This window comes from Paenibacillus sp. BT-177, assembly GCF_025846815.2.
Taxonomy (GTDB): Bacteria; Bacillota; Bacilli; order Paenibacillales; family Paenibacillaceae; genus Paenibacillus; species Paenibacillus polymyxa_C.
Map to the genome: position 1 here is coordinate 146,527 of NZ_JAOYTP010000002.1, position 26,578 is coordinate 173,104.

The following is a 26,578-nucleotide window of genomic DNA, read 5'->3' on the forward strand; positions in this document are numbered from 1 at the left end:
TTACACATCACCTCTTAAAATATAGCCAGCTCCCCGAATGGTACGAATAAGCCGTTTGCCACCATCCTGCTCGGTTTTTTGTCGCAACATGGCAATATATACTTCCAGCACATTCGATTCCCCGCTATAGTCATAGCCCCAAATTTTATCCATAATCAGATCACGCGACAGAACGCGTTTCGGGTTTTGCATGAACAAATGGAGCAGTTCAAATTCTTTGGCCGTCAGTTCCAAGCGTTTGCCACCACGAACCACTTCACGCGATTCATTATCCAGTTGTAAATCCTCGAAGGTAAGCCGGTTCCCATTATTGTCCTGCTGTTCAGTTTTACGCCGCAAAAGCGCTCGCACTCGTGCCAGCAACTCCTCCAGAGCAAACGGCTTCACGAGATAATCATCAGCCCCCAGATCCAGACCCTTCACCCGGTTCTCCACCTCATCCTTGGCTGTAAGCATTAGGACAGGTACCGTGCTTCCTCCCTCTCGCATACGCCGGCAAACCTCAAAACCATCGACCTGCGGCATCATTACATCCAGTACGACCAAATCAGGCTCAGCTGTTAGCATTTTATTTAATCCCTCTGCTCCATTGGTGGCTGTCAGCACTTCATATCCTTCAAAAGCCAGCCCTCTGCGCAGCATGGATACGATTTTTTCATCGTCATCAATGATCAGAATAGTAGAACGCATACACGATCAAACTCCTTTATCTCTTCTTCTTTTCCCTCTATTGTAGCAGGAGTAGACGCGTGTAGCATCTTGCCACCGCATACAGCAAGAAACGGAAGGGGCGTCTTCCTTCCGTTTCTTACGTTCATGTTCAATTTTAGAGTTATTCTCTTACTGCTGAAGAGTCGAGCTAAAATCATTTTTGTTGCCTATTTTCAGCTGAATATCTTTTTTCTGCCCGGCTCGTTCGATGTTAAGCGTAAGTGCTGTACCCACTTTTTGTTTTTGGATAAATTGAATTAACTCCTGTGATGTGCTATAAGGCGTGCCATTAGCTCCGATAATTACATCGTAAGGACGCAGATCGGCCTGATAAGCTGGTGATTTGTAAATAATATCCCGAACAACCGAGCCTTCGGTCAGAGATGTACCCAATTCCTTGGCTACTTCAGGGCTCAAGTTTAGCAGACTTGCACCAATGAAAGGTACAGGTTCTTTCGGAATAGGTTGGTTATTTTTCAGCTTATCGACGACTTCCAAAATCGTATTGGACGGAATCGCAAACCCGATCCCTTGTGCATCTGCACTCACAGCTACGTTCATACCGATAACCTGCCCTTGAAGATTTAACAACGGTCCGCCAGAGTTACCAGGATTAATGGAGGCATCCGTCTGAATGAGATGCTTGTATTGCGTCGGTTTTCCAGTTGATTCACTGTTAATGGTGATAGTACGCTCTTTCGCACTTAGCACACCGGCTGTTACTGAATGTTCAAAGCCTTCTGGGTTACCGATTGCAACCATCCACTCGCCGACCTTAGCGTTATCGGAGTCTCCCAAGGTTACGGTAGGGAAGTTATTTTTTCCTTCAATTTTAAGAACTGCCAAATCTAGATCTGCATTTTTGCCCAAGACCTTGGCTTCGTAAGGCTTGTTGGTTCCTTCTACTGTAACCTGAACCACACTCGCGCCTTCCACAACATGGTTGTTGGTCAGGACGTAACCCGATTTATCAAAAATAAAACCGGAACCAATACCCAGCGGAGTCAGCTGTCCACTGTTGCTACCTTCATTTTCGTTACTATTGCCGCTGCTGCCACTATCGCCATACTGATTACCGAAAAAGTATTGATACAGCGGGTCATTGTAATAAGGGCTGCTTTGTCTGCCGCTGCCAGCACTCGATTGCTTGGCAAGCGTTTCAATTTTGACGACTGCCGGACCAGCCTTGGCCACAACAGATTGAACATCAGCCGTACCTGAAGGCATCACAGCTGGAACTGCGCTTGGAGACGAGTTAGTGGTTCCCGAATTCGTCGTTTCTCCGCTTTCAGCTGCCGCCGAAGTCAACGCTGTCTCCGGTGTGAACATATTGGTTCGGTCAGCTGTATACATCAATACCGTAATGACCAGCATTCCGGCTAAAAAAGATAATAAGATCGTTTTTACCTGCGACTTGGGTTTATTGGGTTTAAATTGCCAATTTCCACTATTCCGACCAGAACCATCCTGTTGCTCAGGCATAGCACGTTGATAAGAGGAAGGAAGCGGTCTCACTGCCTGCGGTGGCGTAATCTCAACGTCCTCCACCGACTGCCCTTCCCTGCGTTGTCCGTCCGACTGCACTGAGGAAAAAGGGCCATAGGAATAATAATATGAGGAACCGTTTGAATCGTTTTGCCGAGTTGCTTTATCGTTATCAACCTGATCATTGTCGTTCCGGCGCCCGGAATTATTATTTTTAAATTCGTCCATTGTATATCTCCTCCCAAACCCTATGCTTCAAGGTGGTGTTGTTTAACTGACTTTATTTTGCACTTTAAACCTTAATTCCACCTTAAAAAAAATTAAAAAGGAGATAAAACCTCAGACCTATTGTATCTAGCCACTTTTACTCAACGCGAAATGCTCCGGAATTCAATCCGGAGCATTTCGCGTTGAGTATGCTTTTTTATTTTGTGTTAAAGTTCTCGTCGAATTTTTCGTTCGGTGTTTGTGCATTGCTTTGAATTTTGCTGCGACTGGAGTTTTGAACTTTTTGCGCTACTGCACTTGTACCGCCTTGATCTGTCGCAAATTCTTCGTCATACTTCTCATTTGGTGTTTGGAAGTTGTCTTGAATTTTATTTTGTTCAGACTGCTTTACCTTTTGAGAAACGACGCCTACCGTATCGTCTTGTGCAAATTCCGCTTTGAACTGATTTCCTGTGTTTGCCTTGAAGCCTTTGTTCGTGAAAGAACTTCCGCCTTGATTTGGCATATTCCTCAACCTCCCAGTATGGTTTTGCGGGATAAGCTCATCCCGAAACATAGTATGTGAAGTCAGGAAAAACAATATTCAAGGATTATATGGAAGCATCCAGTGTCTCGGGCGGAATGGTCTTATGCGTTTCTATCGCCTTTTGCAGCGATTTTATCATTTTTTCTGTACACTTTCCGTTTCCTTTTTTTATGATTTGAACATCCACATCTTTCTTGCCCCATTCAGAATACACCTGCCGGATTGTTTTAAAATACAAGTCAATTTTATTGCCTTTAATCGCTGAACCTGTATCTGCTACAATCCCGTAGCCGTAACCTGGAATGTACAATATGCTGCCCAAAGGAAACATCTTCGGATCAGCCGCAATCGTGGACAGTGTATTTTTGTCACGACGCACTTTTACACCGGAATACGTAATACCGTAACCGGGATGATTCGGCCGTTTGCCAGTGGATTCATAGCCTGCTGTATATCCTGTTGCCGTGACCGTCATGGTCGTAATAACCTGCTCTTCGCGTGGAGCCAAAACAGGTGCAGACTGCCATTTCTTATGCTGGACCGGTTCTTTGTGACCGTAAACCTCATTGCCGGGCAATACCAGACAAATTGCGATTAACATGGTTCCCAAAACCCGTTTCCATACCAACATGGATCTCATAAAAAACCTCCCCTTGAGGCAAAGGCTTTCCAGAAATCCATGGGTTTATACGAACTATTGATTATTTTTGAACATCCTGCCCCGGATAAAGTCTGCTTAGCTTCACTTTATCTTCAAAAATATGCAGGAGCGTCCGCACAATAGGGGTGTGCTCATCGTCTGTGTGCAATATAATGGAAGCAGGAGATATCGAAATAAGGGTACTGACGATTCGATCTTCAACCTCCATCTCCAGTTCAATACCGGGCATTTCCACAATAATATCATCTGCATCAGGAGTCGGTATGGGCACCATGGCACTATCGAGAATGGTAAAATCATGCCCCCCTTGGTGAAGTACATGCACGAGTGGAACTTTGCTTTCCTGAAAAAACACAAAATATTTAAGCAGCCCCATAAATTCTTCGTATTGCCGATCTGCCCAGAATTCTTCCATGGCATAGTCAACGATTTCTTCAAGCTCTTTTTTATACGCATGCAGTCTGAATTGAATAAGCCCTTCCAAATTAATCACACGAAGCTCCTTGAAATCCTTTTCCAGGAGAGTGGTCAGCTTACCATGACGCTTTAAACGTCCTCGGGGACCATCATCATTTAACAGTGAGCGAATCATGCTACGAATTTGTTCAACGTCCTCTTTCTCCAGCAACGAGCAGGCTTTGTTGAGAATATGATCGAGAATCCCCCACTCCCTGACTTCGATAATATAATCCGCTATGGCCGAAGACATGATGCTGTATACACAGGGAAGAAAGCTTTCAAACGCTGAATTGCTTTCAGTGCCCTTGCAGGTCCATGCCACTTTGTTGTCCAGCTGTCTGAAAGTGAATCGAAATCCGCGCCGTGACATATGTAGTCCCTTGGTTCTACTTTTGACCACTTCGTAAAAACGGTCGGTTTCTTGATCTCCGTCTGTATTGGTCCACACTGTAAACAGTTCCATTGGCTCACTCCTTTCGATCACTGCTTTCAGTATATGGCGGCCTCTGAAGGGTTATACGAAGTGAACGACTGGAAACAAAAAGACATATGCAAAAGAGGCCGATCAGGTTTCAAAGAGACGTTAAGCGTGTTATAAACAATTACCGTGATTAGGTAAAAACCGAAAGACGTTTGAATATTTAGGGCGGGGTATGTTAAGGTTATAGTGATATGAATTTTTCACAAGAGGGAGGAGATAAGATGTCAACGATGCTGAACATGCTGCGCACATTCATGATCGTCATATTGAGCCTCGTTCAGATTTTGTCCCTTCCTGTGACGTTTCACGCGGAAGATACCACTCAATCCCTTCAGTTTACTTCGGGATCTTCATTTATGCTTCATGCTGATGTTACTTCGTTAGAAACGGATTCTCACGGTCTGGAACATCATTCCAAACCAGCGGTGCGCAAATCCTCCCCGTTACTTCATCTGGTGATTGCTGCGGCTAAATCACTTCCCTTTGTCATTTTGATAGCGCTTGTGCTGCTCATGAGCATTCCTAAGCTACGTCTGCCTTTTATTCCTGTCATCTGTAAGCTAAAGAAGCAATTATTCTTATTCCCCATCAAATTCACCTCTAGTTACGTGGCTTAACCTCCTTTTAGCATGCATATCACCACATTTGCATGTCTCTTTGCTAACTTTTCCTATTCATCTAATGCGTAAAATTTAATTTTCCATTTTTTAATTAAAATTTGATGAATTCTAATTTTATCATGTCACTCCCAAAGTATGTGATTTATTTCCCATATCATTCACTTAAATAAACGTATTATACAGGAGGCTTTATAAATGGATATTCGAGAGTCTATTTTGCCAGGAATCGGAATTAAGTATCGAATAGATGCGGAGAGTGGTGACCGAATTGTCATTATTATTCATGATGATGGCAGACGTGAACTATATCACTTTGATTACGAGGATCTGGAACAAAGCATTTCTATGACAACCCTGAATGATCAGGAAGCACGATTGGTAGCCTCTATCATCGGTGGTATGACTTATAAGCCCAAGCAGCTTGAAAGTGTAGAAATGACTTTTGACGATTTTATTATCGAATGGTATAGAGTGGAATCCCACTATGCAAGTGTTGGCAAATCCATCGGGGAACTGGATGTAAGGCAAAATTCGGGTGCCACGGTTATTGCCATTGTGGAGAAAAAGGGAAAAAAGTATGTAAATCCTGGCCCTGAAGTGATTATTAGCGATGATGCCACTGTAGTTGTTGTTGGAGAACGTGACCAGCAGAAACGCTTTAAACAAATCCTTATGAACGGAAGCGGGTGATTGGATGGATCATCTGGTATTTGAGGTTGGATTGGCTATTGCTCTAATCGCTGCAGTCGGGCTGATATCCTCCAAACTGCGCTTCTCGGTCATCCCTTTTTATATTCTGATCGGAATGGCAGTTGGACCGCATGCGATGGAGCTATGGCATTTTGATTTTCGGTTTATCGAAAGCGCCCCGTTTATTGATTTTATGGGGAGAATCGGAGTGCTGTTTCTTCTCTTCTACTTAGGGTTGGAGTTCTCAGTAGGTCGGTTGATTAAATCAGGTCGTTCCATTGCTATAGGCGGTACCATTTATATTGGCATCAATTTTACACTGGGGCTGGCTCTGGGCTTCCTGAGCGGCTTTCCTGTAGCAGAGACACTGGTTATTGCCGGAATTACGACAATATCATCCAGTGCTATTGCAGCCAAGGTGCTGGTCGATCTCAAGCGTACTGCTAATGCTGAAACAGAAATGATTTTAGGTATTATTATGTTTGAGGATGTTTTCCTCGCCGTCTACATCTCCATCCTCTCCGGATTGGTTCTTAGCGACTCTTCCTCGCTCGGGGGTGTATTGCTATCGGCACTCATTGCGCTTGGCTTTATGCTTGCAGTTATTATTATCGGTCGAAAGGCCGTCCCTCTGCTAAATCGGATTCTCCGTATCCGCTCCAATGAGGTATTCGGACTTGTTGTTTTTGGCTCACTGTTTCTGGTGGCTGGCTTTTCGGAAACAATTCATGTAGCGGAAGCTATTGGAGCCCTGCTGGTTGGTCTGGTACTGGCCGAAACGGAACACGCCAAACGGATTGAGCATTTAATTGTTCCTTTCCGTGATTTCTTCGGTGCCCTGTTCTTCTTCAGCTTCGGACTGTCCATTGATCCGCTGTCCTTAGGAGGTAACGCCATATGGCTTGCGCTGGCGGCAGTCCTCCTCACACTATTTGGTAATATTTGGGCGGGTATGCTGGCTGGGCGTACGGCGTCCTTATCTCCCAAAGCATCCGCAAATATCGGTTTAACTATTGTGGCGCGAGGCGAATTTTCGATCATCATGGCCAACTTGGGTAAAGAAGGCGGTTTGCTTGATATTGTTCAACCTTTTGCAGCCATCTATGTACTCATACTGGCAATTCTTGGACCACTTCTGACAAAGCAGTCAAAGCCTATCTTTAATATGCTAAACAAAATATTCAAATTTAAGGACCCTCGCTTACGAAAGGAAGAAAGCAAATCGGCGTAACTGTAAAAGCTGGATACGACAATCCATAGGAGGGAAGGCTATGCCGCACGCTGTAAAACATGCCGAAACTCTATGAGGCGGCTTGTGAAGCCCGCTTCAGGAGATGCGAGCAGGTTCCCTGTCTTTTATACGGTGATTGGCGGAATTACGGCATCCGTCGGTCTGGAATTGTTTTTACATCCGCACGATATGATCGCTGGAGGCGTTACAGGAATCTCCAGACTCATGTCGCTTTACACACAGGAGCATTTTGGATTGCTGCTATTCGTATTAAACTTGCCACTAATGCTTCTGTATTCTTTGTTTACTCACAAGCCCATGCTGCTTCGCGCACTCCCCGGCTTGTTTGCCTTTTCAGGCTCAGTCATCATTCTCTCGCCTTTTCCGGCAGTGAGCGGCCATCCGGTCGTATGTGCTTTGGGAGGCGGAATCTGTATTGGGCTTGGCGCAGCACTGACAGCTCGTCACGGGGGGCTGCTTGATTCACTAGGACTTAGCGAATCTGACGATGGCCGTCCATCCACTTTGGTACTAACCCATCGGAAAATTCCGTTAATACAGATTGTAATGTTGTGTAATGGCCTGCTGCTCATTACGGCTGGCTTTGTGTTAGGATGGGAGCCAGCCCTTTATTCCGCCTTATCCTGTCTCGCTGCTTACGAAACGACCCGGCTGATGTTTACTGGTCTGAGACGCACGGTCTGTATTGTCAGCAAAAAACAGCAAACTGTCGAAGATGCCATATATCGCAGGTTGCGTTTACACGGCACACCTATTGAAGGTTCTGCCCAGATAAAGGGTAAGATGAAAAGTGAATCAGATAAAAAAGAACAAATGGTCATCGTTTACAGCGTTCATCTTCTAGATTTGCAGCGCTTTAAGGCAGTCATCCAAATGGCAGACCCACAGGCTGAGATCATGCATATGAAGTGCTGGGAAACGTAGCAAAGCCCAATATATTAACCAAAATACGCTTTTACTCCATTGTTATGCGGATTGGCAATAATGATAAAATATAGCTAATATGTAGACACTAAAAAAGAGTAAGGATGTTGTAGCATCCCTACTCTTTAGCAACAGCCGCTTACAAGGGCGGTGGCAGTTCAAAGATTTGTTCACCGAAATAGACCGTATACCTTTGGAGAGGGCGGTCTATTTCTTTTTGTTGAAGGAAAGTTCTGTTGTTTCTAACAGACGACAAAGAACGCTTATCTACATCAATCCCTCCATTGGATTAGTGATAGATAAGCGTTCTGGTTATAGCGCCTAATAACAGGTCTTAATTTTGCATAATAAAGTCATGCTCAATACTGCTGGCACTGTCAAAAGTACGAATAATATCATAACGGGTATTGCGCTGTGCCGGAATGTGACCCGTCTCACGGATCAACTGTAAAATGGATTCAATGTTGACCTTATACGTTGCACCTGCAGCGGAAACTACGTTCTCCTCAATCATGGTGCTGCCAAAATCATCGCAACCGTAGTACAGCGATTTTTTACCGATTTCCGGTCCCATGGTTACCCATGAAGACTGGATATGCTTGATGTTATCCAAAACAAGACGACTGATCGCTACAGTTTTCAAATACTCCTCTGGCGTCTGGCGTTCCTTCTTCAGGTTGGTGTTGTCTGGTTGGAAGGTCCATGGAATAAAGGCCAAAAATCCTTCAGAGTTATACTTGTTTTCAATGCATTCGTCCTGAGCATCACGGACACGCAACAAATGCAGTGCACGCTCCTCCATCAACTCGCCAAAGCCGATAACCATCGTAGCTGTCGTGTTCATCCCAACCTTGTGAGCTGTTTGCATAACATCCATCCAATCACGCCAGGAGCCTTTGAGACGGCTAATTTTGCGGCGTGTGCGGTCGTCCAAAATTTCTCCGCCTCCGCCTGGCAGCGAATCCAACCCAGCTTCATGAATGGCCCGAATCGTTTCCTCCATGGATAGACCGGATTTTTCCTTCATTTTATGAATTTCAGCTGGTGAGAAGGAGTGCATCGTGATATCGGGAAAACGTTTCTTAATAGCTTTTAGCAAATCGGTATAATAGCTGAACGGCAGATTTGGATTTACACCGCCTTGCATTAGGATTTCGGTGCCACCTACTTCCTGCGTTTCCTTAATTTTTTGAAAAATTACCTCATCCGGCAAAACATAACCTTCATCGGAACCCGGTCTACGGTAAAAAGCGCAAAAGCGGCAGTATACGTCACACACGTTCGTATAGTTAATATTTCGTCCGATGACAAAGGTTTTTATGGGATCGGGATGCATGCGATTCATGACTTTATTTGCCGCATGACCTATTTTTTCAACCTCGTCTGATTCGAACAAAGCAACGGTATCCTCTAAATTCAGGCGTTCGCCGCGTAGGGCTTTATCTAAAATATGGTCGATTACACTCATGGTGTATCCTCCTTCGCTGTCACAGGGCGACGAAATGAAAGACAGGACTTATGAACGAGAATGCTTTCACAAACCTGCGTTCGAACCCTGCCGTAATGTATGTTCATGACTAGCCTTGTATGTTGTCTGTGCTATTTAGCATAGTAAAACCTAATGATAATACTAACATATCTTTAGGTAAGGAACCATACTTAGACTGAAAAGTGCCTTTTTTCACACTGTCTTTCATGTCATTCATATAGAAAACAGCAAGTCTCCTGAATACCGGAAACCTGCTGCTTAAGGCTGTACCTATTTGCTTCCTTCGTATAACGTTAAGCTGCTGCGGTTGTGCTAACGCTCTAGCGCAACGCCTCATCCAGATCACGGATCAGGTCATCAATGTCCTCCAGACCTACGGAAAAACGGAGTAGACCGTCCGTAATCCCGCGCTCCAACCGTACACTTTGCGGCATAGCCGCATGTGACATCATTGCCGGGTACGACAGGATACTTTCCACTGCTCCCAGACTCACCGCCACAATGGGAATACGTACACGACTGAGGACCTCTTTTGCACGCTCACCAGAACCCACATCAAACGATATCACTGCACCATAACCGCTCGATTGACTCTCATGAACTGCACGCCCTGGATGGTTCTCCAAACCCGGATAGTATACCGCTTCAATGTCATTGCGCTCGTTTAGCCAGTTTGCAAGCTTAGCTGCACTTTTTTCGCTGTGAGCCATACGCGCCTCCAGTGTCTTCATCCCACGCATAAGCAACCAAGACTCTTGCGGAGCCAGCACGGTACCCAATCCATTCTGCAGCTGCTTGATTTGTCTCCCCAATGATTCAGTACGAGCTACCGCAAGTCCTGCCAGTACATCACTGTGTCCACCCAAAAACTTGGTCGCACTGTGCAATACAATATCGACTCCCTGCTCAATCGGACGTTGATAATAAGGTGTCATAAAAGTATTATCCAATAACGTCAACAGCCCATTATCCCTTGCCCAAGAGGTTATTCCTACCACATCGCTAATTTTAAGTGTCGGATTAGAGGGGGTTTCCATATACACAGCCCTTGTATTTTCCTGCAACGCCTCTTTCACAAGGTTGAGATCCGTCATATCGACGAAGGTCGTTTCGATATTCATCCGTTTCAAGATGGAGGTCAGCAGTCGATATGTTCCTCCATATACGTCCTCCGAAACAATGACATGATCACCAGCAGATAAGAGCATAAATGTAGTGGAGATAGCAGCCATACCAGAAGCAAAGGCAAAACCGCAAGCTCCGCCTTCTAATAATGCGATATAATCTTCTAAAGCTTGTCGTGTCGGATTACCTGAGCGGCTATAATCATGCTGTGGAGGATTAAAAATATCATGATGGTGAAAGGTCGAAGCTTGATAGATCGGGACACTCGATGCCCCTGTAACACTGTCAATTTCAGAGCCAAAATGCAGCAGCTTGGTTGCGAATTTCCGCCCTTTGTCCTGATCCTCTCCGATCTTCCTCGCATCCTCTATCATTGCTGCTCCCCTCCTTCTACTTCTTGACGTGCCGCTTCCAGTGCCGAACGCAAATCTTCAATCAGGTCATCTGTATGCTCGATACCTACGGAGAAACGAAGCAACCTGTCATCTACCCCGACTGCATCCCGAATTTCTGCCGGTATGTCCGCATGTGTCTGCACAGCAGGATAAGTCATTAGCGATTCCACACCGCCCAGACTTTCGGCAAACGCAATAAGCTTAATATGACGAAGCAAAGGCTCCACATAACGAGCATCCTTTACTTTAAAGGAGAAAATCCCTGTGTTTCCGCTGGATTGTTTATTTTGTATCTCACGACCCGGATGACCTTCAAGCGCCGGGTAAAATACTTCCGCCACTGCCGGATGCGTCAGTAAATAATTAGACAACACCGTTGCATTATGCTCATGTCGATCCATGCGCAGCGCTAACGTCTTCATCCCCTTCATCAACTGATAACAGTCGCTCGGGGAAAGCACGGCCCCTATGGAATTGTGCAGGAAGGAAATTTCAGCTGACAGCTCTTTTCCTTTGGTTACAATCAACCCTGCCAGCACATCGTTGTGCCCGCCCAAATATTTGGTTGCGCTATGTACCACAATATCCGCACCCAGTTCCAATGGCCGCTGGAAATATGGTGTTAGCAGCGTATTATCTACAATAGTAAGCAAGTCATGTTGTGATGCCCATGAAGCTACCGCTTGAATATCAGTTATCATCATTAACGGGTTTGTAGGCGTTTCTATGAATACAGCTTTGGTACTCGGTCGACATGACTGTTGGAGTGCTTCAAGATCGTTTGTATCCACATAGCTTGCGGTCACACCAAATTTGGATAAAATACGCTCTAGCAAACGATAGGTCCCGCCATAAAGATCCAGCGATACAATGAGGTGGTCTCCCTGTCCAAACAATGCAAATACAGTTTGCAGCGCTGCCATACCTGAGCTGCAAGCAAAGCCTGCATCACCAGATTCAAGTGCAGCAGCAGCCTCTTCCAGTACCTTTCGGGTGGGATTAATCGTCCGAATGTAATCAAACCCAGTGCTTTGGCCCAGACGGGGATGGCGGAATGCCGTAGATTGGTAAATCGGGTAATTAACAGCCCCAGTTACTGGCTCCTCAATTGAACCAATTTGTGCCAATCTGCTTTCGATTTTCCACTGTTTCTCACTCATATGAATCCTCCTGTTCACTTCCATAGTAGGTGCTATAACATATGCTGCAAAAATGGATGTCCAAGACTATACTGCTGCGCTACTGCAAGGTGTTACTGTATAAGGGTAAACGACAAGCCCCTTTTTAAATCTGAGGTCCGATATCATAAGGTGTTTCTTGGTATACATAATAGTTAAGCCAATTTGAAAATAATAAATTGGCATGAGCTCGCCAGATAGAGGGTGGTATGCGTTCAGGATCATCGTTAGGAAAATAATTTTTGGGGACGTCAATATCCAGTCCTTTGGCCACATCGCGGTCGTATTCCCATTTCAGTGAAAGCGGGTCATATTCAGAATGCCCTGTTACAAAAATTTGTTTACCGTCAAGTGTGGCTACTAGGTATACTCCAGCTTCCTCGGATTCGGATAAGACTTCTAATTCGGCAATATGATCAATATCTTCCCGCCGAACTTCTGTATGTCTGGAGTGAGGAGCATAAAACAGTTCATCAAAGCCGCGTAGCAATTTTACTTTAGGTTTAATTACGGTGTGTGGAAATACGCCAAAGCATTTGGTGTCGAGCCCGTATTTAGGGACATCGAAATGATGGTATAAGCCTGCCTGTGAGGCCCAACAGATATGCATGGTCGAAGTTACATTCGTTTTCGTCCATTCAAAGATCTGCCGGATCTCTTCCCAGTAGTTCACATCCTCAAACTCAAGCTGTTCAACCGGAGCTCCTGTAATGACCATGCCGTCAAAACGACTGTTCTTGATCTCATCAAACGTTTTATAGAACATGTTCAAATATTCTTGCGATGTATTTTTGGATATATGAGACTTCATATGCACCAACGTGACATCTACTTGTAGCGGCGTATTACCGACTAAGCGCAACAGTTGGGTTTCCGTCGTTTCCTTGGTAGGCATTAAATTCAAAATGGCGATACGCAACGGACGAATATCCTGATGATAAGCCAAGCTTTCATCCATTACGAAAATATTTTCGCCCTCCAGCACTTCCTTGGCAGGCAGCGTGTCTGGGATTTTAATCGGCATGTAAACTCACTCCTTGATCGGTAAGTTGTGCGAAAATCGTCTGGTAGAGATGCCGGGCATATAATAAAAAGACCTTTCTCAGTTAGAGAAAGGTCATATTTGTATCCATATGCGCCTCTCTCATCTGTCAGGGCTACGCTTTTTTGTACAAAGCGCGAGTCCTGCAAGAATTAGCACCGTGCGATAAAAATCGCCGGTTGCCGGGTATCATCGGGCTAGTCCCTCCACCTGCTCTTGATAAGATTTCGCTATATTCATTTTGGGTTCACAAAGTTCTTGTTGTTCACTTTAATGCATCGGCTGGGCTTCGTCAAGATGGACTTATAAATTTGTGCCCTGCATTCACATTTTGTCTACCTTTTCCATAGGTTAAATCATATCCTCGCTGTCGCAGAAGCTCATATGACTGCTGTTGATTTTGCCCATGATTTTGCGCTTGAAAGGCCGTAGGCCGAGCGTTATACTATACAAGTGCTAATAGGCAAAAATATGGTGCAGCAGTGTAGATTAGAGTGTTTTCTGCGATACTGTGGCAATCTAAAAAAGAACATTTGTGAGGTGAATCCGGAATGGAAGGCGACCCGAGTCCGAATAGGCGGCGATCCCTGAACAACAGCATAGGAATGACTTCAGCTTGCCGAAAGACGGGACGCCAGGCTCTGCACGCTCCAAAAGCCTTCTGCTTTTGATGGTATGCACGCTTACCCGAACCGGCTAACTGGCTAACTGAGTCCATTCCTTATGCTTAAGGTAAACGTATTTCCGTTACGACGGAGCATAAGGAGTGACATATATGAAAATCCGTTTGGTTAACAACGGGGTTTTTACCCCTGTCGAAGAAATTGAAATGGCGCTCACTGCACCGGCAGAAGGCTTTTATTGGATTGATGCCGATGTCGAGGATCTGACAGTGCTCCAGCCCTTATTTTCTATGCATGATCTTGCAGTAGAAGACTGTTTGAGTGAAGAAGAACAGCGTCCAAAGATTGAAATTTATGAAAGCCATTATTTTATCGTTGTAAATAGTATTCGTTTTGATGATGAAGAAATATTTTTGCGTGCTTTGAACATTTTTCTCGGCCGCCATTTTATCATTACGGTGACCAAGCAGAAAATCAATGAGCTTCGTACTCTCAAGCCTATGCTGTGGGAGCAGGAAGTCAGCCAGCCTGACCGTTTTATGTATCTGTTGGTCGACTTGATCGTTGACAACTATTTTCTGGTTGGTGACCGGATTGAGGTTCGTATTGAAAAGCTGGAAGAAGACATTCTAATGCATACGAAAAAGTCGCACTTGAACGAAATCATCGGCTTGCGCAGTGAGATTCTATGGCTAAAAAAAGTGCTCGGCCCGCAAAAGGAAGTCATCAATACCCTGAACAAACGGGATTTGCGACTTATCGACGATCAACTACAAAAATATTTTAGCGACATTTATGAAAATGCTGTGAAAATTTCGGAGACTTTCGAAACTTATCGCGACTTGATGGGGAACCTTAGAGAAGCTTATCAGTCAAGTATCGCCAACCGTGCTAATGAAATCATGCGTGTGTTTACCGCCATTACAACCGTATTTATGCCGTTGACGGTCATTACCGGAATATATGGGATGAACTTTGATAATATGCCTGAGCTTCATACACGTTATGGTTATTTTGTCGTCATTGGGATTATGGTGGCACTAGGTGTCAGTATGTTCTGTATTTTCCGCAAGAAGGACTGGGTTTGAAAAGAAGAGAGTAAACCAAAACTACCAAGTTGGGTGATTACTCCAATTTTTCAAGCTTGGTCATCAAAAGCAGCAGCCGAGTCCTATGAAGAACTCGCTGCTGCTTTTTTATGTTGCACCTTATTTGTACTTTAGGACACTTCCAACCGTCTCTATATTATCCAACATGTCGGTCAGGTACCTCCTGATGGCGGAACCGTATACGAATCAGTCGCAATCGCTCATAAATTTGATCCAGTCCTGCTTCCGTCGCTTTTTCTTCTCCATACACTTTTAGCATAATGGGCTTGAGCAGCGTATCTCCCAACTCTGCATAAGCAGACCAGATGGCTACTTGCTCCTCCTCAGATACATGTGCCAATTCCTTGCAGATCAGCTTCTCCATATCCATTCCATCCCTATCCAAATGTTCCACAGCTTCAATCATTTCTCGACGGTGCAAGCCTGTCTTCATTCCGATATGCTCCAGTGAAAGACCGTCCGAAATGCCTTCGATAATCGCTCTAGTCAGGCTAAACTTGTTTAGTTCCTGTCTGTACTGGTTTTCTTTTTGCTTGTACAGCCATGACAAAAAAACTTCTTCTTCAAGTGCCTCTGTTACCCAGTTCAGCGGAAATGGCGTAGTCCGATCATTTTGCTTCGTAATAGCCAATAGCTCCGTCCCATATTGCGACACCTTACCCAGGCCCATACCAGGCAGTTCTAACAATTCTTCTTCGGTATGAGGAAGAAAGACACTGATGAGTCGAAGTAGTCGATTCGTAGCGATAAAATAAGGTGCTTTTCGCTCAGCTGCTGCCTTTTGCCGTCTCCACATTGTCAATTGTTCATACACCTCATCACGCGGAAACAAATCACTATAGCAATACAGCTTTTGTAGCGTTTGTCCACGTCCCGATGATCCTGCTTGTTCATGAAAAACGCCATGAATTAGAGGCCTGTAGCCCTCAGCCATCTTGAGCGCCAGCTCATGACGGTATACATGCAGTAATTCCTGCCACAAACTCCCCTCATACCAAAGATCGTCTATACTTTCATCTGGGACATGGTGTGTGCTCCAGCCTGCACTCCATCCCCCTTCATGTTGTCCAATCCATACCTGCGCAAAGTCCTCACAGCCCTGTTCATTCCGTTTGGACAAGCGATTTAAAAATACAATCTCCATGATTCTTCCTCCCTCATATAATTAGATTACTGACCCGCACAATACAAAACGCAAAAAAAAGCACCTATCCCGCGTATTCGCAAGAAAGGTGCTTCCCTTTTTGATCCGTACTATGCTGTTGCCTATATGATAACCGGACCTTGGAGTACCGTCAACCATAAATTCTAAGAATTCAGCTTTTCCTTGGCCAAAGCCAGAGCTCCGCACAATCCAGCATTGTCACCCAATCCTGGAGATACGATATATTGCTCAATTTCTGTAGTCAGACTTGAATGCTGTACATACCCGTTTAAAAGTTGTTGAAGCTTGGTACGAATGAGCGGGAACAGCTGATCCTGCTTCATTACTCCGCCGCCCATAATAATTTTTTGCGGTGAGAGGATTAAAATATAGCTCATTAGAGCCTGTGCCAGATAATGCGCCTCCATTTCCCAGGCAGGGTGATCCACAGAAAGCTCGTGTCCTTTAACCTTCCATCTTTTTTCGAGCGCCGGACCGGCTGCCAGTCCTTCCAGACAATCTCCATGATATGGACATGTGCCCTCATAGTTATCCTCTGGATGACGACGTACCAGAATGTGTCCCATTTCCGGGTGGGACAATCCATGTACCAGCTTTCCGCCAACCAAAGCACCCGCTCCGATGCCTGTACCTATTGTAATATACAGACAGTTGTCCAATCCTTTAGCAGCACCCCAAATGGATTCACCCAGTGCTGCTCCATTTACATCCGTATCAAACCCCATAGGTACATCGAAATGCTCCTTCAGTTTGCCAATCAGATTATAATTTCCCCAATGCGGCTTTGGCGTTGTTGTAATATAACCATATGTATCACTGCCTTCGATAGGATCAATTGGTCCGAATGAGCCTACACCCAGCGCTTCAATCCCTTTGCCTTCAAAAAATGCGATGACATTCTCCATGGTTTCTGCTGGAGTTGTTGTTGGAAAGCTTGCTCTTTCCAAGACCTCCCCACGTTCATTTCCGATTCCACATACGAATTTGGTGCCGCCTGCCTCAATTGCTCCCAATACTGTCATAGCTGTTGTAATCCCCTCTCCATGATCTCTCTTCACTATATTCACCTGAAACGAGCTTAAGGTCAATCCCCTTATCACAATTGTATAAAATCCTTCACATGGCTATATATCTTCGCTGGCATAATGGCATATAAATAAGGACACTCACGCACCAAGCGTCAGCATCCCTATATAACTTAGTCTACCTGAAATGTACATCCCCAGCCTAACAGCTCTTCATTATGATCCGGTTGCGACACCCATCAACGTACACAAGCTTTTCATTTCAAGTTGCTCAAATTTGTCGACAATTTGCACGTGATCCAGTGTCAACAGACAGCTGTCTAAAGCACATGCAACAGGCACATCACAGTGAATTTTAGCAAGTTTGCGTGAAAGATGCAGCATATCCAAATCACTCTCGATCTTTTTACGGACCGACGGTGTCAATTGATCTAGATTTTCCAGAATGCCTTCAATGCAGTCGTATTCCTGCACCAGCTTGAGGGCCGTTTTTTCACCAATTCCGCGTACTCCCGGGTAATTGTCACTTGCATCACCCATCAGACCTTTGAGATCCACCACTTGGCGCGGCTTAAGCCCTTTTTCAGACAACAGCGTCTCCGGGGTATATACCATGTAATTGCCATGTCCTTTTTTCATAATAATGACTTGTGTCCGCTCATCTACCAATTGAAGTAAATCATGATCTCCCGATAGAATCATGACATCCATGTCCTCATTTTGCGAATAATGGCGTGCGAGCGTACCGATGCAATCATCCGCTTCAAAGCCTTCCGCCCCAATGTTGGGAATGCCGAGGCTGTCCGTCACTTCACGGATCAAAGTAAATTGAGGAATCAAATCATCTGGTGCGTCGGCTCGGTTTCCCTTATACGCAGCAAAATGTTCCCCACGGAATGTCGTTCCGCCCATATCCCAGCAGCAAATGACGTGTGTAGGATTAAAGGTTTGGACTGCATCCCAAAAATATCGAATAAAACCATATATGGCGTTCGTTGGTACTCCAGCTTTTGTACGACGGATATAACCGTTTGCAGCGGTTGCATAATAAGCACGAAAAAGCAGGGCCATGCCGTCAACCAGCATTACGGATTGTTCATTGCGTTGTGTCACAGATTGTATTGCTCCCATTCATCATATTATTTAACCCCCACAGTATAACATATCATGGTGGTAAATTGGGCGTTACTGAGCTCCCCATGTCCCCTCAAATGTTTCCTCTTTGAATCCTACCGTTACTTTACTCCCGTCAGTTACAATTGGACGTTTGATTAATCTTCCATTCGAGGACAAAAGCGAAATTTGCTCTTCACGGCTCATGTTTCCAAGCTTATCTTTCAGCTTTAACTCTTTGTATACTTCACCACTTGTATTGAAAAACTTTTTCAACTCCAGCCCGCTTTTATTAATCAAGTCTTCCAGTTCCTCCGGGCCGGGCGGTTGTTCAAAAATAGGAATCAGTTCCGTCTCATGCCCCTTGTTTTGCAGCCATTTCACTGCATTACGACAGGTGCTGCATTTAGAATATTGATATACTTTCAGTTGGCTCATCGCTAGATTAACCTCCATTTAGTTTCAATCTATTATTGAATATTTTATTCTGGATGATATTGAGCTCTTAACAGCTCTTGCATTCCGATCATATCGTCCGGCAGAGGAGCGTAAAACGTCATCCGCTCCCCGGTCACAGGATGTACCAAGGACAATTCCGAAGCATGCAGGGCTTGTCGAGGCATCCTCGCATCAAGCTGATCATAGAGCTCACGCTGCACAGCGTCATTAGGTGTAATCCGGTACATTTTATCTCCGATCAACGGGCATCCGATATATGTCATGTGCACCCGAATTTGGTGCGTACGTCCAGATTCCAATTTTAAACCGATGCGGCTTCCTCCGCTCCACACTTCCTCCAGCTTATATAGCGTAAGAGCAGGATAACCATCCGGGGTCATCATGCGCAAATGCGGATTATCCGGGTTGCGGTCAATCGGTCCGTCCACCCTGCCTTCCTGCTGCTGAGGGCGTCCATGCACCAAGGCTGTATAGCGCTTGTCCACCGTTCCCGCAATCATCTGTTCGGAAATATGCTGATGAACATACGGATTTTTAGCTACAACTAGCACGCCCGTCGTCTCCTGATCAAGACGATGAACAGGACGAAACCGAAACAGCTCCCCCTTGGTCTGCCAATAATGCACAACCCCGTTAGCCAGCGTCCCTGTGTAATGGCCGTGAGTCGGGTGGACAATCATGCCCGCCGCCTTGTTCACCACTAACAGATGTTCATCCTCAAACAAAATCTCAAAAGGAATGGGTTCGGGTAAAATATCGTCGGAACGCTCGCGCTCCATGCGAATCTCTACTCGATCCCCGGACTTTACCTTTACGCTGATATACACACGTATCCCGTTCAGCATAATCCCCTGTTCGGTCAGCTTGAGTTTGGATATGAGCTTACGAGAAATGTTCATACGTTTTTGGAGAATGGTCTTCAACAACATGCCCTCCTCCTCAGGAGGGATCATATATACGATAGGTTCATAGTACAAGCTCATCACAAATTCCCGATTGCCTCCTTATTTGCGGAACACTTTTTTGCTGCGCACATATTCGACATCGGGCACACCCTGACGCACATTCGCTGTGCGAGCCACAACAAAGAAGTAGTCGGACAGGCGGTTCAAATACCGACGTACCGCGGGATTGATATCTGTGTGCTTACCAAGTGTAACCGCACGGCGTTCCGCGCGTCGGCAAACCGTGCGGCAAACATGAAGCGTCGAAGATAATGTGCTTCCTCCCGGGATAATAAAGCGCTCCACCTTTGGATTTTCCTCCTGGCATGCATCAATCCAGCCTTCCAACCGCTCTGCCAGCTCGTCTTTTACCTTATATTTACTTTCATTAATTTTAACAAACGCCAAATCCGAACCACAATCGAACAGCTCCTGCTGTATTTCTTCCAATTGAGTCCGAATGTCCGCAAACTTCTCCCCTTCGGCAAAGCTGATTGCTTGTCCTACAAAGCTGTTCAGCTCGTCAATGGTACCGTACGCCTCCACACGGTCGTCATCTTTGGACACTCGGCCGCCGATCACAGAAGTTTGTCCTTCATCGCCTGTTCTGGTATAAATACCCATATCATTCCATCCCCTTTATCATTCTGTGAGTGCTTTCAGTACCTTGATGGCTTCTTCCTTATTGCTAGTGCGTGGCGGTACAGTAGCAAATAATGTGTTTGAGTTATATTTTAGGTCCTTAAACATCTTCATCTGCTCCACCGGAATTCCGAACAAATGGGTTTCCTTGATTACATCCGTTCCTTCTTCCCCTTGCTCCTTTTTCTTAAATACGCCGCCCTCGAACACACCCCGGGCATACGTCTTTTTGTCAAAGGCATCATCTAACGGTAGATTCGAGCCATTCTGTCCATACAACTTCATGTCCTCTTCCGGCAAAAGAAACAAATCATGCTCTCCGGCCGCATATTCTACGACCAGTTTCTGCTGGTTATACAACGGGCTGACTGAAATCTCGATCGTCGGAGCCTGTTCGCCCAGCTTATCCTTAAGCTTTTGTGCCAGCTTGTCACGAATAACTGATGCATCCCCTTTATCCATAATAAATATGGAGAAGCTGTCCTTGTCCCGTCCCCCACATCCAGCCAATAGTACAAGTGCTATGATTCCGATAATCCATGGCGATATCCTTTTTAGCCCTGCTCTCATATGTACGCCCCCTCTTCCATGCCACTAATATATCATAAGTTGTGAATGCAAAAAAAGAAGGCCCTGCGGCCTTCTTCGTAGCTACGGTGACTTCACACAGTTACACTCTGCATTCCATACCGTACAGCTTCATGTATTCATTGATTTTCAAATCAAGCTTGCAGCTGATCTCGATGACAAGATCAGAGGTGAAGGACTGCTCTTCCTGAAACGTCCGCATCATCTCATTGCGCAGGAACAAAATTTCATCTTCCAGGGAAATGTCGTATCCTATTGAACTCGGCGACTTATATCCAACATATGACATGAGCACTCCTCCTGTAATTGAAAAATTGAACTTCCTGCTTCCGATTTCAAATTATAGCATAGAAATTTAGAAATAAAAGACTATTTTTTATGAATTACCCATAAAAAAATAATTTTAACCTTCTTTTTTAACTTTTTCAACAAAATGACCAATCCGATCCAGAGCTTCCGTCAGCTGAGTGACAGAAGTCGCATATGAGCACCGAAGATAGCCTTCGCCTCCCAAACCAAACACATTGCCCGGTACAGCTGCAACTTTGGCCTCTGCCAATAGGCGCTGCGCAAATTCATCCGAGCTGAGTCCTGTGCTTTGAATACTCGGGAAAACGTAAAAAGCTCCTCTTGGCTCGTGGCATTCCAGACCAATGTCACGGAATCCCTCAACCATCAGACGACGACGCTGATTATAGGCTTCTACCATTCGATCTTTCTCACCCATACCATTTCGCAAGCCTTCCAGTGCTGCAACTTGGCCCATAGAAGGCGCACACATAACAGTGTACTGATGGATTTTGAGCATAGCAGCAATCAAATCAGGATGCCCGCAGGTATATCCAATACGCCAGCCAGTCATGGCGAAGGCTTTGGAGAAACCACTGACGAGAATCGTACGATCCATCATACCCGGTACCGAAGCAAAGCTGACATGCTTGTCGCCATAATTCAATTCGGCATAGATTTCATCAGAGATGACGATCAAATCATGCTTTTCCACGATTTCCGCAATCGGAAGCCAATCTTCATAAGTCATCGTAGCCCCGGTCGGGTTGCTCGGATAGCATAAAATCAGCACCTTGGATTTTGGTGTAATTTTTGCTTCTAGCGCCTCAGCCGTCAGCTTAAACTCATCCTTGGCAAACGTTTCAATGCCAACCGGAATTCCGCCTCCAATCGAAGTGATTGGAGAATAGGAAATGTAGCACGGCTCAGGCACGAGAATTTCATCACCAGGTACAATTAAGGCGCGCAACGCAAGATCAATTGCCTCGCTACCTCCTACTGTTACGATAATCTCATTTTTAGGATCATAGCGGACGTCAAATTGCTCATTCAGATACTCACTAATCGCTTCACGCAGTTCTGGCGTTCCCGCATTAGACGTATAGCTGGTGAAGCCTCGCTCCAATGAATAGACACAGGCTTCCCGCATATGCCAAGGGGTTGTAAAATCCGGTTCGCCTACCCCCAGGGTAATAATGTCCTTGTTACCACCCACCAGGTCAAAAAACTTACGGATACCCGATGATGGAATCTCGCGTACCAATGGGGATAAATAAGAACTCATGGCCTTGTTACTGTCGGTAAATGCTTCTGTTTTGAAATTCATCATGATCTTCCTTTACGGCGAAATCATCAGACGATTATCTTCCTGATGGTCCTCAAAGATAATTCCGTCCTGCTTGTATTTTTTAAGCGTAAAATTAGTCTTGGTAGACAATACCGAGTCAATAGGGGATAGCTTCTCCGACACAAAATTAGCGACCTCACGGAGATTTCGGCCTTCCACCTCTACCAGCAAGTCATATGCTCCGGACATGAGATAAACAGATTTAACTTGCGGATACAAATAAATCCGTTCTGCAATCCCTTCAAATCCTCTTCCACGCTCAGGTGTAATCTGCACTTCGATCAAAGCGGTAACCTTTTCGTCGTCGACTTTGTCCCAATTGACTACAGCGGCGTATTTGACGATCACATGTTGGTCTTCAAGCTCTTTAATTGAGGTGCGTACGTCTTGCTCGTCTACCCCCAGCATAGTAGCCAATAGAGTCGGTGTTCTTCTTGCATCTTCTTTTAACAATTCCAGCACTTTTAGTTTCAATTCATTCAGCTCTGTCATTCTACATAAGGCCTCCATCGAAAGAGATTACTATACATCATACAATACGCACTTTAAACCTGCAAAGAAAAACCGTCCGCCCCGGTAAACCCGGCAGACGGACGGCTGTTATGGGAAATTGCTTCAAAAACGGAAAATCCCGTTTACATATAATAAGGGTTGCTTTGATGAGTAGATTGGCCTTGCTGATGCATAGGTTGACCATATACTCCCGCGGATGACGACTTCTGCTGAATGAACTGTTGGCATTCCTGTTGGGTCTTGCGAGCTTCTTGAATCTGTTTATCCAAATCGATGCGCAGCGCTTTAGTCGGAGCAGTGTACATATTATTCTGGCTCATTAGATGATACAAATCACCTTGCAGACGCAATGTATCATTCGTGAGGTCGGTGAACATCTGACGCACAGACGGGCAATTGGATTCTGTCGTCGCTGTTGTGTACTCGCGCACTGTACGTTTCATATCAGCAAGAATGGTATAGAGCAAATCCTCTTCGGGCATAAATGACATATTGTTTTGTGAATACATTCTGTCAAACCTCCTTTATTAGTTAGTCCAAATTACTGCTGCGGCTGCATTGGAGCAAGCTGCTGATGCTGTTGAAGAGCATTAGAAAGCAGATTCAAGTGGTGCTCATGAGTTCTTGCCAGTTGCAAACAGGCTTGTTGGATGGCTGGATGCTGAATAGACGCCGCTGTGGCCGCACATTGTTTGAGTAGTAGTTCTTCATTGGAAATGGAGTCCACGATGTACTCCAGCTCTTTGCCTGACAAGGGTTGCATGTTCGTAGATTGCATAATCTCTGTGCCTCCTTAAATGTTTTGTTGCACGCTGGTTATCTTGTCCCTTTGGCGAAATACTATGTACGCATAAGAGATACTACATATTACCTATGAGGAGTGCTATTTTATATGGAGTTGATAATCGGGAAAACATATTGGCCTAATACCTTGGAGCAGACGCTGGGTTTTCCGCCTTTGGCAGAGGATTTAAATTGTGATGTATTGATTATCGGGGGAGGGATGAGCGGATCCATTTGCTCCAGGATATTGGGAGAACAACAGGTAGACACCGTGGTTATTGACAAGCGCAAGCTGGTACACGGAAGCTCTTTGGCCAATACAGGACTGCTGCAATATAGCAATGACAAGACCTTAACCTCTTGCATCCACACATTTGGTGAAACGAACGGCGTACTGTTTTACCGCATGTGCAAAGATGCTCTGGATCAGTTAGAAAAGCTGTCCACCACACTGGATACAGACCCTACCTTTATTCGGCGCAGCAGCCTGTACTATGCAAGTACGTGGGAGGATGTACTGATGCTTCAGGAAGAGTACGAACAGCTAACCCGGTTTGGATTTCCAGTGGAGTTCTGGGATGAGCAACAAGTTGCTGCCCGATTTCCTTTTCGAAAACCAGCGGCGTTGTACACACATGAAGATGCTGAAGTGAATCCATTTTGTTTTGCCCAGGGGCTGCTGCAATCTGCCAACCGTCTTGGTGTTCGCTTATATGAGCATACGGAAGCCAAGCATTTTGATTTCAACGATAATGAGGTCGTTTGTCATACCAGCGGTGGAATGATCCGAGCAAAAAAAGTTGTTTTTGCAACAGGTTATGAAACACAAGAGATTAAAGCCGATCGCGGGGCCGTTCTAGAGAGCTCTTATGCTATCGTCACCAATCCAATCGAAGATGCTCCCTTATGGCATGAGCAGTGTCTGATCTGGGAAACTGCTCGTCCTTATCTATATATGCGCTCCACACCGGAGGGACGGATCATTATTGGTGGTTTGGATGAACCTATATTGGACGCCAGCCAGCGTGAAATCAGGCTCTTACATCAACAGCAAAAGCTGCTACAATCGCTAAAGGAATTTTTTCCCGGTGTCCCATTTCAAATCGACTATGCTTGGGCAGCTGTATTTGGTTCCTCTCATGACGGCTTGCCGTATATTGGTCCACATCCGCGTTTTCCAAATTGCTACTTTTTGGAGGGTTACGGAGGGAATGGAGCAGTCACGAGTATGATGGCAGCACAGCTATTGGCTGATGAACTGACGGGCATACACCGACCTGAAATGGAGCTTTATTCTCTGACTCGTTCTACCAAACCCTCGCCCGAAACAACGGAACCGATGATTTAATTGGGATATAACAAAACCTCCTTTTCCTATATAAATGGATTTGGAGGTCATTTGTATGGAATTTTCAATTATTCGGTTTGCTTGTGCAAGCGTCGTGCATGGGAATCGGACTTGCTTTGCTTCGTTTTTTGTTCCATTTTGAGTACACTTCGCATGAAAATCCATCCAATCACTGGCATCAATGCAAGTCCAATCAACAACCAGATCATCGCCTCAGGGGCCTTGCTGATACTTAGGACACCCAAGAAAATCAGTGTTCCCGTTAACCGACCTATCATTAAGCATAGTTCGCGCAATACCACCAGTTCCACTCTCTGATTAGCGTCTCCTTCACTCGTACCCATTAGATCAAAGCTCGCAGAGATCATAGGAATTAAATACAAGGGCATGAATAAAGCGGTACCAATCCCCATAATCAGCAGCGTGCTATATTCCATACGCCACAATAGCGGTAAAAGCGCGATCACCAACAACACGGCACCCAACAACATACCAGCCGAGCGATAGTGTGGCTTGAGCCATTTTCCGACAGCCCAAAAGCTGAAAAATGAAACCCCCGATGTAATAAGTGAAAACTGTGCTAGCTTCCATTCCTGTTGAGTAACTACATACACAAGCAGCGTAATCAGGAAAGCAAACACCCCTTCGCGAATGCCCTGCGTAACAAGCGATAACGACAACGGACGCCACATACTTCCTTTTTGTGACAATCGCTGCTTAGGCTCTTTCCAATTGTAATTTCCTGTCGGTTTACGCTTGCGAAGAAAGAAACTTAGCCCCACTCCTACGACATAAAAGGCCAAGGAAATACTGAATATCACGCGATAACCCGCGTCATCCTCCATACGCGCAATAATCCAACCAGAGAGCCAAGGACCCACTATACCGGAAAATGAGCCCAGCAGGCCCACCCATCCGTTAAAATGATCGCGACTTCCCTGATCCGTGACTTCGAAAAAAATGACATTAAACGCCAGCCAAAATAAACCTAACGCTGCACCCAACAACATTCCGAGCGGCCATATGTAGTTTACAGCCTGCGGTCCCGTATACAACACGATTAGATAGAATAGACCGGACAATGCGGTTCCCACGCGCAGGGCATTCATTTTGTTATGTTCCTTGACCCACTTTCCAGCTACCCAGACCATAATTCCCAGCGCAATTTGTTGACTGACATTAAACCATCCGATCATCGCGTAATCTTGCCTGCTTTTCCACAAATACACATTAAGAAATGTGCCGGACAATGCTGCTGCAAACACAAACAATCCATTCAAGCTTAATAGCAGAATGGATTGTCCGTTCAGGTTTGATTTCAATGCAGTTCCCCCTAACGGAAAGATCACCAATCAGCTTATTAC

General features: G+C 45.3%; 28 protein-coding genes and 1 riboswitch. Of the genes, 6 read left to right on the forward strand and 22 right to left on the reverse strand.

The window, feature by feature from the left end:
• The 5 genes from OIU26_RS06805 to OIU26_RS06825 form a co-directional block, all read right to left on the reverse strand.
• Entirely contained in the window at positions 1 to 690 is a 690-nt protein-coding gene (locus OIU26_RS06805; protein WP_013370129.1) for a response regulator transcription factor, read from the reverse strand.
• 150 nt (positions 691 to 840) lie between these two features.
• On the reverse strand, positions 841 to 2,424 hold the full coding sequence (locus OIU26_RS06810) for a S1C family serine protease (protein ID WP_025676389.1): 1,584 nt from the start codon (positions 2,422 to 2,424) through the stop codon (positions 841 to 843).
• Positions 2,425 to 2,620: 196 nt separating this feature from the next.
• Entirely contained in the window at positions 2,621 to 2,929 is a 309-nt protein-coding gene (locus OIU26_RS06815; RefSeq protein WP_013370127.1) for a hypothetical protein, read from the reverse strand.
• An 85-nt stretch (positions 2,930 to 3,014) separates the two neighbouring features.
• On the reverse strand, positions 3,015 to 3,590 hold the full coding sequence (locus OIU26_RS06820) for a 3D domain-containing protein (protein WP_064963904.1): 576 nt from the start codon (positions 3,588 to 3,590) through the stop codon (positions 3,015 to 3,017).
• A 61-nt stretch (positions 3,591 to 3,651) separates the two neighbouring features.
• Positions 3,652 to 4,533 carry a putative sporulation protein YtxC gene (locus tag OIU26_RS06825; protein ID WP_025364455.1) on the reverse strand — a complete coding sequence of 294 codons (882 nt, stop codon included), beginning with the start codon at positions 4,531 to 4,533 and terminating at the stop codon, positions 3,652 to 3,654.
• 239 nt (positions 4,534 to 4,772) lie between these two features.
• On the opposite strand from OIU26_RS06825, the gene OIU26_RS06830 reads away from it, so the two are divergent.
• The 4 genes from OIU26_RS06830 to OIU26_RS06845 all read left to right on the forward strand — a co-directional run bounded on the left by OIU26_RS06830 (position 4,773) and on the right by OIU26_RS06845 (position 8,037).
• Positions 4,773 to 5,168, forward strand: a complete 396-nt coding sequence (locus OIU26_RS06830; RefSeq protein WP_263560104.1) for a hypothetical protein — start codon at positions 4,773 to 4,775, stop codon at positions 5,166 to 5,168.
• Between the two features lie 198 nt (positions 5,169 to 5,366).
• Complete coding sequence (locus tag OIU26_RS06835; RefSeq protein ID WP_017426654.1) at positions 5,367 to 5,861, forward strand: cation:proton antiporter regulatory subunit; 495 nt, start codon at positions 5,367 to 5,369, stop codon at positions 5,859 to 5,861.
• Positions 5,862 to 5,865: 4 nt separating this feature from the next.
• On the forward strand, positions 5,866 to 7,092 hold the full coding sequence (locus OIU26_RS06840) for a cation:proton antiporter (protein ID WP_264216352.1): 1,227 nt from the start codon (positions 5,866 to 5,868) through the stop codon (positions 7,090 to 7,092).
• An 84-nt stretch (positions 7,093 to 7,176) separates the two neighbouring features.
• Positions 7,177 to 8,037, forward strand: coding sequence for a YitT family protein (locus OIU26_RS06845; protein ID WP_264216353.1), 861 nt, complete (start codon positions 7,177 to 7,179; stop codon positions 8,035 to 8,037).
• A 334-nt stretch (positions 8,038 to 8,371) separates the two neighbouring features.
• On the opposite strand, the gene mqnC is transcribed toward OIU26_RS06845, so the two are convergent.
• The 4 genes from mqnC to metA all read right to left on the reverse strand — a co-directional run bounded on the left by mqnC (position 8,372) and on the right by metA (position 13,248).
• Positions 8,372 to 9,505, reverse strand: coding sequence for a cyclic dehypoxanthinyl futalosine synthase (gene mqnC / locus OIU26_RS06850; protein WP_264216354.1), 1,134 nt, complete (start codon positions 9,503 to 9,505; stop codon positions 8,372 to 8,374).
• 341 nt (positions 9,506 to 9,846) lie between these two features.
• Positions 9,847 to 11,025 (reverse strand): PLP-dependent transferase, encoded by a 1,179-nt coding sequence (locus tag OIU26_RS06855; RefSeq protein ID WP_264216355.1) that lies wholly within the window; start codon positions 11,023 to 11,025, stop codon positions 9,847 to 9,849.
• The gene (locus tag OIU26_RS06860; protein WP_264216356.1) at positions 11,022 to 12,206 is read right to left on the reverse strand and encodes a PLP-dependent transferase; all 1,185 of its coding nucleotides are present in this window, start codon (positions 12,204 to 12,206) and stop codon (positions 11,022 to 11,024) included. The genes OIU26_RS06855 and OIU26_RS06860 overlap by 4 nt, the downstream gene beginning before the upstream one ends.
• A gap of 124 nt (positions 12,207 to 12,330) precedes the next feature.
• A complete protein-coding gene (gene metA / locus OIU26_RS06865; protein WP_040101786.1) occupies positions 12,331 to 13,248 on the reverse strand; it encodes a homoserine O-acetyltransferase MetA in 918 nt (305 codons plus the stop codon).
• A 117-nt stretch (positions 13,249 to 13,365) separates the two neighbouring features.
• A riboswitch (SAM riboswitch) is annotated at positions 13,366 to 13,492 on the reverse strand.
• A gap of 549 nt (positions 13,493 to 14,041) precedes the next feature.
• Here metA and corA point away from each other — a divergent pair.
• Positions 14,042 to 14,977, forward strand: a complete 936-nt coding sequence (gene corA, locus OIU26_RS06870) for a magnesium/cobalt transporter CorA (RefSeq protein WP_013370115.1) — start codon at positions 14,042 to 14,044, stop codon at positions 14,975 to 14,977.
• Positions 14,978 to 15,134: 157 nt separating this feature from the next.
• Here corA and OIU26_RS06875 read toward each other — a convergent pair whose 3' ends face one another.
• The 12 genes from OIU26_RS06875 to OIU26_RS06930 all read right to left on the reverse strand — a co-directional run bounded on the left by OIU26_RS06875 (position 15,135) and on the right by OIU26_RS06930 (position 23,861).
• The gene (locus tag OIU26_RS06875; RefSeq protein ID WP_264216357.1) at positions 15,135 to 16,142 is read right to left on the reverse strand and encodes an HRDC domain-containing protein; all 1,008 of its coding nucleotides are present in this window, start codon (positions 16,140 to 16,142) and stop codon (positions 15,135 to 15,137) included.
• Positions 16,143 to 16,306: 164 nt separating this feature from the next.
• Positions 16,307 to 17,185: an ROK family protein gene (locus OIU26_RS06880; RefSeq protein ID WP_172800007.1), complete on the reverse strand. Its 879-nt coding sequence runs from the start codon at positions 17,183 to 17,185 to the stop codon at positions 16,307 to 16,309.
• Positions 17,186 to 17,404: 219 nt separating this feature from the next.
• Positions 17,405 to 18,301, reverse strand: a complete 897-nt coding sequence (locus OIU26_RS06885; protein WP_264216358.1) for a 5'-3' exonuclease H3TH domain-containing protein — start codon at positions 18,299 to 18,301, stop codon at positions 17,405 to 17,407.
• 72 nt (positions 18,302 to 18,373) lie between these two features.
• Positions 18,374 to 18,739, reverse strand: a complete 366-nt coding sequence (locus OIU26_RS06890) for an arsenate reductase family protein (protein ID WP_040101789.1) — start codon at positions 18,737 to 18,739, stop codon at positions 18,374 to 18,376.
• A 44-nt stretch (positions 18,740 to 18,783) separates the two neighbouring features.
• On the reverse strand, positions 18,784 to 19,743 hold the full coding sequence (locus OIU26_RS06895; RefSeq protein WP_264216768.1) for an RluA family pseudouridine synthase: 960 nt from the start codon (positions 19,741 to 19,743) through the stop codon (positions 18,784 to 18,786).
• 21 nt (positions 19,744 to 19,764) lie between these two features.
• The gene (locus OIU26_RS06900; protein ID WP_013370109.1) at positions 19,765 to 20,328 is read right to left on the reverse strand and encodes a cob(I)yrinic acid a,c-diamide adenosyltransferase; all 564 of its coding nucleotides are present in this window, start codon (positions 20,326 to 20,328) and stop codon (positions 19,765 to 19,767) included.
• A gap of 18 nt (positions 20,329 to 20,346) precedes the next feature.
• Positions 20,347 to 20,916, reverse strand: coding sequence for a hypothetical protein (locus OIU26_RS06905; protein WP_264216359.1), 570 nt, complete (start codon positions 20,914 to 20,916; stop codon positions 20,347 to 20,349).
• A gap of 100 nt (positions 20,917 to 21,016) precedes the next feature.
• Entirely contained in the window at positions 21,017 to 21,223 is a 207-nt protein-coding gene (locus OIU26_RS06910) for an aspartyl-phosphate phosphatase Spo0E family protein (protein ID WP_013370107.1), read from the reverse strand.
• Positions 21,224 to 21,337: 114 nt separating this feature from the next.
• The gene (locus OIU26_RS06915) at positions 21,338 to 22,549 is read right to left on the reverse strand and encodes an aminotransferase class I/II-fold pyridoxal phosphate-dependent enzyme (protein WP_081317831.1); all 1,212 of its coding nucleotides are present in this window, start codon (positions 22,547 to 22,549) and stop codon (positions 21,338 to 21,340) included.
• Between the two features lie 12 nt (positions 22,550 to 22,561).
• On the reverse strand, positions 22,562 to 23,062 hold the full coding sequence (locus OIU26_RS06920; RefSeq protein ID WP_013370105.1) for an Lrp/AsnC family transcriptional regulator: 501 nt from the start codon (positions 23,060 to 23,062) through the stop codon (positions 22,562 to 22,564).
• Positions 23,063 to 23,205: 143 nt separating this feature from the next.
• Positions 23,206 to 23,592, reverse strand: coding sequence for a spore coat protein (locus OIU26_RS06925; RefSeq protein ID WP_025676375.1), 387 nt, complete (start codon positions 23,590 to 23,592; stop codon positions 23,206 to 23,208).
• A 32-nt stretch (positions 23,593 to 23,624) separates the two neighbouring features.
• A complete protein-coding gene (locus OIU26_RS06930) occupies positions 23,625 to 23,861 on the reverse strand; it encodes a hypothetical protein (RefSeq protein WP_013370103.1) in 237 nt (78 codons plus the stop codon).
• 114 nt (positions 23,862 to 23,975) lie between these two features.
• Between OIU26_RS06930 and OIU26_RS06935 the strand changes: the two genes are divergently transcribed.
• Complete coding sequence (locus OIU26_RS06935; RefSeq protein WP_264216360.1) at positions 23,976 to 25,214, forward strand: FAD-dependent oxidoreductase; 1,239 nt, start codon at positions 23,976 to 23,978, stop codon at positions 25,212 to 25,214.
• Between the two features lie 68 nt (positions 25,215 to 25,282).
• Here the strand turns inward: OIU26_RS06935 and OIU26_RS06940 are convergent, their stop codons facing one another.
• Complete coding sequence (locus tag OIU26_RS06940; RefSeq protein WP_264216361.1) at positions 25,283 to 26,536, reverse strand: MFS transporter; 1,254 nt, start codon at positions 26,534 to 26,536, stop codon at positions 25,283 to 25,285.
• Positions 26,537 to 26,578: the final 42 nt, after the last annotated feature.